This window comes from Leptolyngbya sp. FACHB-711, assembly GCF_014695615.1.
Taxonomy (GTDB): Bacteria; Cyanobacteriota; Cyanobacteriia; order Elainellales; family Elainellaceae; genus Leptolyngbya_A.
In genome coordinates this window covers 1-10258 of sequence record NZ_JACJOR010000560.1, presented here as the reverse complement: position 1 = coordinate 10258, position 10258 = coordinate 1, and the positions used below count along the sequence as shown (strand labels likewise).

General features: G+C 46.1%; 8 protein-coding genes. 2 read left to right on the top strand and 6 right to left on the bottom strand.

Annotated features, from left to right (window positions below; all coding sequences use genetic code 11):
• Nucleotides 1-557: 557 nt before the first annotated feature.
• Nucleotides 558-839 (bottom strand): helix-turn-helix domain-containing protein, encoded by a 282-nt coding sequence (locus H6F80_RS27790; RefSeq protein ID WP_190794761.1) that lies wholly within the window; start codon nt 837-839, stop codon nt 558-560.
• Nucleotides 840-1062: 223 nt separating this feature from the next.
• Here H6F80_RS27790 and H6F80_RS27785 point away from each other — a divergent pair, with 223 nt between their 5' ends.
• Entirely contained in the window at nt 1063-4848 is a 3786-nt protein-coding gene (locus H6F80_RS27785; RefSeq protein ID WP_190794760.1) for a WD40 repeat domain-containing protein, read from the top strand.
• A gap of 31 nt (nt 4849-4879) precedes the next feature.
• On the opposite strand, the gene H6F80_RS27780 is transcribed toward H6F80_RS27785, so the two are convergent.
• From H6F80_RS27780 to H6F80_RS27760, 5 genes are all read right to left on the bottom strand, one after another.
• Entirely contained in the window at nt 4880-5689 is an 810-nt protein-coding gene (locus H6F80_RS27780) for a hypothetical protein (RefSeq protein ID WP_190794759.1), read from the bottom strand.
• A gap of 111 nt (nt 5690-5800) precedes the next feature.
• Nucleotides 5801-6490 carry a hypothetical protein gene (locus H6F80_RS27775; protein ID WP_190794758.1) on the bottom strand — a complete coding sequence of 230 codons (690 nt, stop codon included), beginning with the start codon at nt 6488-6490 and terminating at the stop codon, nt 5801-5803.
• A gap of 19 nt (nt 6491-6509) precedes the next feature.
• On the bottom strand, nt 6510-7700 hold the full coding sequence (locus H6F80_RS27770; protein WP_190794757.1) for a cyclic nucleotide-binding domain-containing protein: 1191 nt from the start codon (nt 7698-7700) through the stop codon (nt 6510-6512).
• A gap of 384 nt (nt 7701-8084) precedes the next feature.
• A complete protein-coding gene (locus tag H6F80_RS27765; protein ID WP_190794756.1) occupies nt 8085-8666 on the bottom strand; it encodes a transposase in 582 nt (193 codons plus the stop codon).
• Nucleotides 8667-8767: 101 nt separating this feature from the next.
• On the bottom strand, nt 8768-8899 hold the full coding sequence (locus H6F80_RS27760) for a helix-turn-helix domain-containing protein (RefSeq protein WP_190794755.1): 132 nt from the start codon (nt 8897-8899) through the stop codon (nt 8768-8770).
• Between the two features lie 371 nt (nt 8900-9270).
• Here H6F80_RS27760 and H6F80_RS27755 point away from each other — a divergent pair, with 371 nt between their 5' ends.
• Nucleotides 9271-10149 carry a sulfite exporter TauE/SafE family protein gene (locus H6F80_RS27755; RefSeq protein ID WP_242067609.1) on the top strand — a complete coding sequence of 293 codons (879 nt, stop codon included), beginning with the start codon at nt 9271-9273 and terminating at the stop codon, nt 10147-10149.
• The last annotated feature ends 109 nt before the right edge of the window (nt 10150-10258 follow it).

Genomic DNA, 10258 nt, shown 5'->3' with positions numbered 1-10258 from the left:
CGATTCAAGCCAGTTAAAGCGCGCAGCAAGCGGTCTTGTGTCAGCACCCGTTCAATATCCAGCATTTGCTTATCCCATTTCTGCCTTCTATTCTTGCTTATTTCCCGACAAGTCTATTTCATAACACAACGAAATAGAACCTTATGAGTATTTATTTATACGGGAGCGACCCCAGAAAAATAGGAGGGTTTTTGTATACACCAAAGTATACAACGTAAAATACATACCTGTATTTCATACAGATAGCACGAAACTTTTGAGCTAGTGCTTGACTCAAGAGCAATGCTGCTTTCCTTTATCACACCAATTTCTACATTGACTAAGAGTGTATTTTGCGGGTAGTGCCATTTAGGAAAGGATAGAGAAAATAGACCGACTACGTGCAATTGTTCATCGCCGTTGCTTGTTGTAAGTAGTCAAGCAAAAATAAGCAGCGTTGTGTAAAGGATGTCAAAGTGTTACTCTATGATTCGCTTTGACTTAAATCCAAATCGTCAGGTAACCATCGACTGCCGCTTGCTGCAGCGTGGCAAGGTCAGCTTGTTTGTCTGCCCGCGCTACCGGGTCTTGTCGCTGTTGATGGCTGATGCGGGTGCGTTTCCAGCCAAAGCCCTTTTTTTCAAGATGCGTTGCACCTGATAGCGACTGAGCTGGACTTGGCGTTGTTGCGCTAACTGCTCCGCTAACTGAGCACTACTGTAAGTTTTAGCGTCTTGCTCCAACGTGGCTTCCAAATGAGCGCAATCGGTTTCCTGCCACTGGAGACGACGACCAGCACGCGGAGCATCCCACAATCCTCCCAAGCCTTGACGCTGCCAACGATGGATCGTCTCACGCACGTGGAATGCTCCAATTAAAGTACTCAGCAATCTTCTACCTTCCAACCCCTAACGGACATTAGGAATCAGTGGGGCTTAACCCAGAAATCAAATTGGTATAAACTATAACATCTTGAATCAAGGGTAGGAAGTTATGTATGTAAATTTTTTCAGGAAATTTACTGATGGTTGAAGTAATTAGGTAATTATTGATTGTTCCCTAGCACATCTACTCTCGCTTGTTATGCCATCCTCTTCCAGCCCTCAAGAGGAGAAGTTTCTCGACGCTGCTCAGGTTTGGGACTTAGAGCAGCTATATGCTGACTTGGCCGCCATTAAACAAAAGCCACTGTCTTCAACAGAACGAATTTGTTTGCGAGGATTGCTTTGTGGTCTTGACCCCAATGGAATTGCTGCTTCACTACACCGCCAAGCACAAGGGCTGCGAGTCGATCTGACACGGGGATTGTATCGTTATGTTGCAGCAATCACCGCAGGACAGGTAAAAAATTGGCGAGATGTTGCTGTGTTATTGGAGCGGCAAGGCTACAAGCGGAACGATGTTCTTGTACAGAGTATTGCAAATGCTGAATCCTCCTCAGTCTTGTCATCCTCGGTTCCTACGCTGCACCATGACTGGGGGGATGCTCCCGATGTGTGCGTTTTCTTTGGACGTACTGAAAAACTGGAACAATTAGAACAGTGGATTGTGCAAGACCGCTGCCGTATTGTCAGTATCTTGGGCATGGCAGGAGTGGGCAAAACTCGGCTGTCGCTCAAGCTGGGCGCAGGTGGCATCGGCAAAACGGATTTGTCATTGAAACTCGCGCAGGGAATTCAAGACCAATTTCAGTTTGTGATCTGGCGATCGCTCCTCAATGCCCCACCACTACCTAGCCTGCTCACCGAGCTGGTCCAATTTCTCGCTCAACAGCAGGAAGCGCCCCTATCAAACGATCTCGGTGCAGGCATCTCAAAGTTATTGCATTACCTGAAAGCTCACCGTTGCTTGCTGATTCTTGATAATGCCGAGACGATCTTGCAAGGAGGAACCTCGGCTGGGCACTACCGAGAAGGGTATGAAGGATATGGGCAATTGTTCCAGCAGTTAGGAACCGTGCCCCATCAAAGTTGTCTATTGCTCACCAGTCGAGAAAAGCATAAAGAGATTGCTCAATTAGAGGGAAAAGCGCGCCCCGTGCGGTCGCTCAACTTGGATGGGCTGAGTGTTGCAGAGGGAATCAAAATTTTTTCTGAGATTGGTAACTTCTCCGGTTCTGATGCTGAGTGGCAGACCTTAATTGAGCTTTACAATGGCAATCCCTTAGCATTGGAACTGGCAGCCAAGCATATCGATGAAGTCTTCTGTGGCAACATTTCTGAGTTTCTCAAAGAAGGGCATCCCATTTTTCAAGATTTGCGAGAGCTGTTGGATTGGCATTTCGATCGCCTATCTGACAACGAACAAGAATTAGTCAATTGGTTTACCATCAACCGGGAGTTGCTAGCTCCAGCAGAACTCAAGGAAGACGTCCTCACTCCTGCGGAGCGTGAACAGGTGGCAGCGACCCTGCAATCGCTCCAGCGACGACTCCCCTTAGAACGAAACGGCAATAGCTTCACCCTGCAACCTGTCCTGATTGAGTATGTGACCGAACGACTGATTAAACAGGTGTGCCAGGAGATTCAAACTGGAAGTCTCTGGCTGCTTAGTCGTTATGCCCTGCTTAAGGCAGTTGCCAAAGAATATGTGCGAGACAATCAAAGCCGCTTAATTCTCAAACCGATTTTGGAGAGGGCGATCGCAACCCTTGGCAGCCGAGAAAAACTTGAAGCACAGCTACAGCAGCTTCTAGCGCAATTGCAAAAAAGACTACCTGTTGGATCTGGATATGCAGCCGGAAACCTTATCAATCTACTGTGCCACTTGCAAACCGACTTAACTGGGTATGACTTTTCTCATCTGACCATTCTGCAAGCGTATCTGCAAGGTGTGAATTTACGGCAGGTCAGCTTTGCTCACTGTAAATTCGTCAAGTCTGTTTTTACTCAAACCTTTGGTGGCGTCCTATCAGTCACTTATAGCTCAGATGGAACCTACTTAATCACGGGAGATAGCAACGGTGAAATTCACCTTTGGGATACCACGAGTGGCAACAAGCGGATGACCTGTAGAGGTCATAAAAGCTGGGTTTGGGCAGTCACCTCGAGCCCGGATGGTAGGCTGCTTGCTAGTGCTAGTGATGATAACTCAGTCAAGCTATGGGATATGGAGACGGGAGACTGTCTTCAGACGCTATCAGGACACACCTCAGCCGCTAATGCGGTTGCTTTTAGTCCTGATGGGCATTTACTAGCAAGCAGTAGCCAGGACGCTACGATCCGTCTGTGGCACGTTAATTTGTCCCTCCAGCGATCAAAAGAGCCAATCGCTCAACCGTTTTGCACCCTGCAAGGATTAACTCAGCGAATTTGGTCGATCGCCTTCAGTCCTGATGGTCAAACCCTAGCCAGTGGTTCAGAAGACCATCACATTCACCTGTGGAATATCACGACTGGGAACTGCTACCAGACGCTTCAAGGACATTCCGGCTGGGTACGATCGGTTGCCTTTGATGCGAATGGACAATTGCTGGCAAGCGCCAGTTCTGATGGCACGCTGAAGCTATGGGACCTGGAGCAAGGAACTTGCCTTAAAACCTTTCAGGGACATACCCAAGAGGTGACCACTGCCATTTTTAGCCCAGATGGTCAATCTCTAGCGAGCTGTAGCCATGACCAGATCATTAAGCTCTGGGACATTGAGACTGGACAGTGCATTAAGACGTTACAGGGGCATAGCAACCGGATTTGGTCGATCGCCTTTAGCCCCAATGGTCAATCCTTAGCGAGCGGCGGGGATGATCATGCCATTAAAGTCTGGGATGTCAGAACAGGGCAATGTATCAAAACCTGGAAGGGTCATACGAACGAAATCCTTTGTCTAGCATTGCATACTGAACATGCGTTGATGGCGACGGGTCATGAGGATGAAACCATCAAGCTTTGGGATCTCAAAACAGGTCAAGTAATTAAAACCTTACGAGGACATCGCGATCGAGTTTGGGCAGTGGCATTTTCCCCTCAATCCACTGAAACAGATGCGAACGAGCTAAATCAAGCGATTTTAGTGAGTGGCAGTGGAGATAACACCATCAAAGTATGGAATTGGAAGACAGGGCAGTGTTTGCAAACCTTCGAGGGACATACAAGTTGGATCTGGTCTCTTGCGTTTAGCCCCAACAGTAAACAATTAGTGAGCGGTAGCTATGATGCCACCGTCAAGCTCTGGGATATAGAAACTGGCAACTGTCTAAAAACGTTGGAGGGACATCAGAGCTCAGTCGTTGGTGTTGCGTTTAGCCCAAATGGACGACAGGTTGCCAGCAGTAGTTTTGATGCCACGATTAAACTCTGGGATGTTGAAACAGGACACTGCACTCAGACCTTACAGGAGCATGAAAACAGCGTTTGGCAAGTTGCATTTAGCTCAGATGGCACGACTCTCGCAAGTTGTAGTTATGACAAGACCGTTAAAGTGTGGGATATGACGACGGGTAAATGTAAATATACCTTTGAGGGACACACGGCACCTGTGGGTGCGCTTGCCTTCAGTCCGGATGGAGGATATCTGGCGAGCGGTAGCTTTGATCAAACCATAAAACTGTGGAATCTTGAAACTGGAGAATACGTGCAAACCCTTGAGGGACATCAAGGAATTATTCTTTCTATCCAGTTTTATATTCGATCTTGCCTTGCTGAAGACAAGGAAACAAACTTACCTGGCAAGATGCAGAACAATGATTTGATTCTGTTGAGCGGCAGCTTTGATGAAACCATTAAATTCTGGAATGTAGAAACTGGTAGATGCCTTCAGACGTTGAGAGTGCCGCGTCCCTATGAAGGAATGAACATCGCAGGGATTAGCGGCTTAACACAAGCAGAAACGGTAACTCTCAAAGCATTGGGAGCGATCGAAGAGACACGATGAGATTTAGACATATTTGTCCCTAGCGATCGTCTCACCCCAAATCATCCCAATCAATCACTTTGAAGGCAACGAGGTAATCCTGTCCGTTGTGTACTTTAGCAGTGACCCGCTTTTTATTAACTCGGTCGAGAGAAACTGAGATCTTTCCAGCGTTTTGAGCATTGACAAATGAAATTTCTGCCTCGAATTGGCTACTAAAGTTTGAGTCAGATTCAAAAATCACATTGTACTGGTTAGCGAGAAGAATTTGATCCACGATGTAGTTGTTATCAATGTCTATTCCAAGGCTTGGCTCAATTAAGTTGTCATCCCCGTCAACAAGTTTGTAAAGCCTGCTTAAGTAATCCGTTGAAATATACTGCATTTTGGCTGATTCTAGCTCTACTGTGATACTGACCATCCGCGAGTAGCCCACATCTAGGAAAACAGGTATGCTCGGAAAATTACCAATTCCTGATTTAATGCTTTTTCGCCGTTCATTGCTAATTCTCAAACTAGCGAATTTTATTTCTAGTACAATCGATTCTCCGTTGTCCAGATTGAGTTTGTCTCGACGCAGTTCGATCGCGTCACGGATCAACTTGGGTGTTGCCATATGGTATGGCGCGGGATAATACGAAAAGAGACCTCCATCAAACTCTTCAACGACTGATCCCAAAAGGCTTGCGCCTCCTCCATTACTATCTGTTTCTTGAGGAGTAATCAAAAACCACATCTTACCGAAGCCGGAGATTAAGTTGCGTGACCAATAAAAGTTTGATGAAGGCATCACTAAACTTCTCTTAATCAGGGTTGGGGTGGGGGCTTGTCTTAAGATAAGAAATCGCTTTGCTGCCGTCACCTAACCGTGATTAGGGATCTAACTCACGAAGACAGCAGCAAAGCAGATGAAACTGTAAACAGCAGGCTCTCTAGCGGAGATACAGTGGCGAAATAACCAAAGAATATCACACTACTTCAAAGCAACAGGAGTTGTACCTTTTACTGAAGGTTTGCTGAATGCGATCGCTAGAGGATCAGTTCCAAAAGCCCAGTCCACCATCCGAAGATACAGCGTTGCTCCCATTTCTGCACCTTCTTGCAAGTCCTCCAGGTTAGTGCTGTCAAGTTCTATATTCTTGAGTACACTAATAATCCAATCTCCATGTGGAAGTTCTTCGTGCAGATGAATCTGGATGAACCGAGACGTACGTTCATTGATGAAGGGTGCTGTCTTCAGCAAGCGTTTGACCACAATGCTGCCACCTGAACCCAAGTTTTCTAGAACGCAGGTCGCCCCCAATCGGATAAAAGGACGAGAATAAATGACGGAGTCAAAGTATGCCCACCATAATTTCACATTCAGTGGAACAGACAGCATCGGCTGACCGAGATTCTCAATATCCTTGCTGGCAATGCGATAGTGCATTTCTTCTTCTAGCCCAAATGCCACCAGGAAATCTCGCAATTTTCCTTTCGTCGCCAAACCAGGGTGACTGGCTGCAATGAAGAAATGTCTCTGTACATCTTTTGTAAGATGAAACTGCATTGAGAGGTATCGAACATATTGCTCAAGCGTTAAACCGCCTGAAGCCTCAACGGTCTCTAACTTGTGACGAAAGATCTCTTGGGCTTTGCTAACAATGCGAAGAACCGTGTCCATTGATTGCACTCCTTTAAGTCTAAGCGGTTAAGAATTGATTACGAGTGATGTCTGCAAGTTGATTTGCTTCAGGGACATACTTTTTGCAAATCCAGCGAGACGCATTCAAGAAAAACTGACACATTGATTCGGGTGACGTTTTCATTGCTTTCATGATCGTTTGGACGGGCAAGACCAAAACTTCGACATCTGTTGTGGCGATCGCCTGCTCTGGGGAAGGTAGTTGGGTAAACAATGTTGTTTCTCCAAAGGTTTGATAGGAATTTAACAACGTCTTTGAACCGCTGTCCGCGTTACTGACCTCAACCACACCAGAAAGCACCAGAAAGACGGCATTGGCGATATCTCCATTTCTCAGAAGAGTTTCCCCCGCTTTTGCACAATAAAAGAAGCTGGATTTTAAGAGCTGTTGGATTCCTTGATCGGTTAGCCCTTGAAAAAGGTCAATTTTGGGATTTAATTGCTGATGCAGTTTTGCAATCCAAAATTCCCACACTTCATCTGCTGTACTTCTGCAAGTGTTAATTAGTTTTTTGTGTTCAGCAAATTCTTGATTGAACCAATCCTTTGCCGTTGAAGTGTTGCTGGCTTTACGAGCGACACGATAGAACGGGGAGTGGACTGCCCGCAGATGCTCAACATCTTCCATCAGTAAAACCATCGGAATTTGTAAACCAGCATCCTCGTCGAGGAAGTTATCAACGTAGCGACGATATCCCAGGTTTTCATAAAACGGAACGAGCCAAGGAGCCGCGTGAGAAAAGTCAAATTGCAGATTTCGGGTGCGGGCATCTCTGTAGAATTCCATGACAATCATGCCTAGTACCGAAGAATTTCGCCATTGTGGGGCGACCATTAAGCGGCTGCTAAATGAAAGCGTTTGGGTTGGGAATGCCCCAATAAATTGATCGACTGCAAAGATCTGGCTGAGATTCTCAGGAAGTGAAGTAGAATCCAGCAGATTTTTTCGCACGGTTGCTACAATCTCATCTTCAACTTCGATGTAAAGCAGCATTGCTGTGTCATCTAACTTATCCTTGAGAATCTTTTCAGTATGGTTGGCATATCGTAGGCTTTTTTTCATTTCCTCGATATACACGCTGTATCTGAATTGATAGATCGCTTGTTTCTCTTCAAGCGTTGTGGCAACTTGCACTTTTAACATTGGTATCTCCTTCAATGCTTTATTAAGCGTTTGTCCTGCTTTCACAAGAATTGATCGAATCAGTCTTCAGGTTAGAAAACTAGAACTTCATCGACCGCTAACAGGTGATAGGAGATAGGGTTAGCAAGCCTAAATTACTTCAAACAAAGGTTAGGAAAAACGTTAGATGACTGGCGCTTTCAGAGCTTGTATGCCTTGGAAAGAATACGTTAGAACTTTGTTAGGAGCCTATGTTGCATGATCAGTATTCAGCATTTCAATGAAGCTGCTGCGGAGTGGAATTTGACAAGGCTGAGTGCTGATCTAGGGCAAGTGAAGCAAGCCTGTAGCGGCAGGCGTACAGCATTGACAAACGTTGACGAAACTTGTTTGCGAGGATTGCTGTGTGGTTATAGTCCTACGAAATTGCGATCGCCCTCAATCGAGATATTACCGGGCTGCGAGTCGATTTGTCGAGAGGACTGTATGAGTAAGGGGATGGCGTTTTTCCTGCCAGTCTGAAATGCATTGCTGTACCGCTTGACAAGTATGAATCCGAGCGTTGTCTTGAGTAATCACGGTGATTTTGCCAGTTCGCTTAAACAACCGTTGCGCTTGTTTGGCTTGCTCATTTATGAAGCGAATGTAGGTTGTGCTGGTAATGCTTCCGACACTTAAGCCATAGGTGAAACTGCAATCGGGTTCCCATACACCAATAAGGTTAACCCGTCTGCCAGGCCTTGCAGTCTGCTCCTGGCGCTTTTGGGTGCCCGCCAAAGACCAGCTATAGCTGACGGGACTCCAGCAATCAAAGCCAGATTCATCTAGATATTTCAACTTCAAATACCCCTCCCATGCTGCTTGTTGCAACAATTCCCAGTCTGCTTGTTTGAGCTGTTTCTCTAGGAGGTTCTGTAGGCTTCGATAGCTTTGTCGAGTTCGCTTCCAGCAGTAGCCCTTTTTTTGAGAATCCGCCGTAGTTGCCGTGAGCCCAACTTGACTTGTCGTTCTTGCTGCAATTGCTGTACCCATTGCTGAGCATTGTGCGTTTGGGCTTCCTGCTGCAACGATTGCTCTAAGTGCCCGATGTCGGCTTCCTGCCATTTAGGACGACGTCCTGGACAGGGTGCATCTCACAATCCCTCTAAGCCTTGTTTTCTCCAGCAATAGATGGTTTCACGCACCGTTTCCACCCGCCAATCAAAATACTCGGCGATCTGCTCGGTCGTCCATCCTTGATGGCTCAGGCGTAGCAACCTCAGCACGGTCTTTCGTCCGTTGCGGAACGCTACTGGCGGTTCTAAATTCCAGTAAAGTGCGGTCTTCTTCTGCAGCCAGAACCACTTGAAGGCGAGGACGGGTCATTGAAAAAGGGTTCTCAAAGTACGTTTCTCCGTTATTCTGATATAACAGTGTTTATTTCCGTTTCCCTACTTAGGGCACTGCAGCAACGGTTTGATCATCGTGGGAAAGCCAAATCAGGTTACTTCTCTATTCTCTCTTGCTCTTTTTTCTACGTCCTTTCCTAAATGGCACTACCTATTTTGCGTTTTTTAATAGTTCCTTATTGAAGGCAACTGTTGTTTTTTCTGGTTGTTATTTTACGCGCTCGAGAGTTTGAGTTGCATCCTTTGAGATGCAAAAAGTTGAATGCGGTTTAATGGAAGCGTGTGAGTCTAGTGTTGAGCCCATCATGAATTTATTTAGTTTATTGCTGCTGGTGGTAGGAGGTTTTTTCTCTGGAGTTTTGGCAGGCTTTTTGGGAATTGGCGGTGGTACTGTATTAGTGCCAATGCTTGTTGCTTTTGGCTATACTCCAGTACAGGCAGTCGCAACCAGCAGTTTGGCGATTTTGATTACCTCCATTTCTGGTACAGTACAGAATTGGCGGATGGGGTATTTTGACAGCCAGCGGATTTTAGCCTTAGGTTTACCAGCTTTAATTACGGCGCAGTTCGGAGTATGGCTTGCTGATCACCTGCCATCTGCCTGGTTACTCGGTGCGTTTGGGGTACTCCTGCTGCTCAACATTTATTTGGTTGATCTAAAAAATCGCCTTGCTGCAAAGCAACCTCAATCTATTGAATCACCTCCCCATCAATCAGCGAACCCAAAACTTGTTCGGCTGATTACAGGAGGGCTGGCAGGTTTACTGGCTGGACTATTTGGGGTTGGTGGTGGAGTGATCATGGTACCCCTACAAATGCTGTTTTTAGGTGAACCAATTAAGCTTGCCATTCGAACTAGTTTGGGTGTGGTTGTCATGACTGCCATCTCTGCTAGTATTGGTCACACACTCAGCGGTAATGTTATTCCAATGATTGGAGTGGTATTGGGATTGGGTGGATTAGTGGGCGCACAGGTGAGCACGCGCTTGTTGCCCAAACTACCTGATAGTGTAATCAGCCTTCTCTTTCGTACTTTCTTAGGGATATTAGCGCTGTATATCTTTAGCCAAGCAGGTATTGTTAACAGTGCTGATGATTTACTTGAAGAGTTGTATCGCAAAAACTAGTAGTTCACCAAATAAACTTTGCCTAGTTAGCATGCTTTAATTTAGGATAGAGATGCCCTAACCGAATGCGCGCACCTGCACTGGAAAATTTCCAATTGACCCTGGCTTT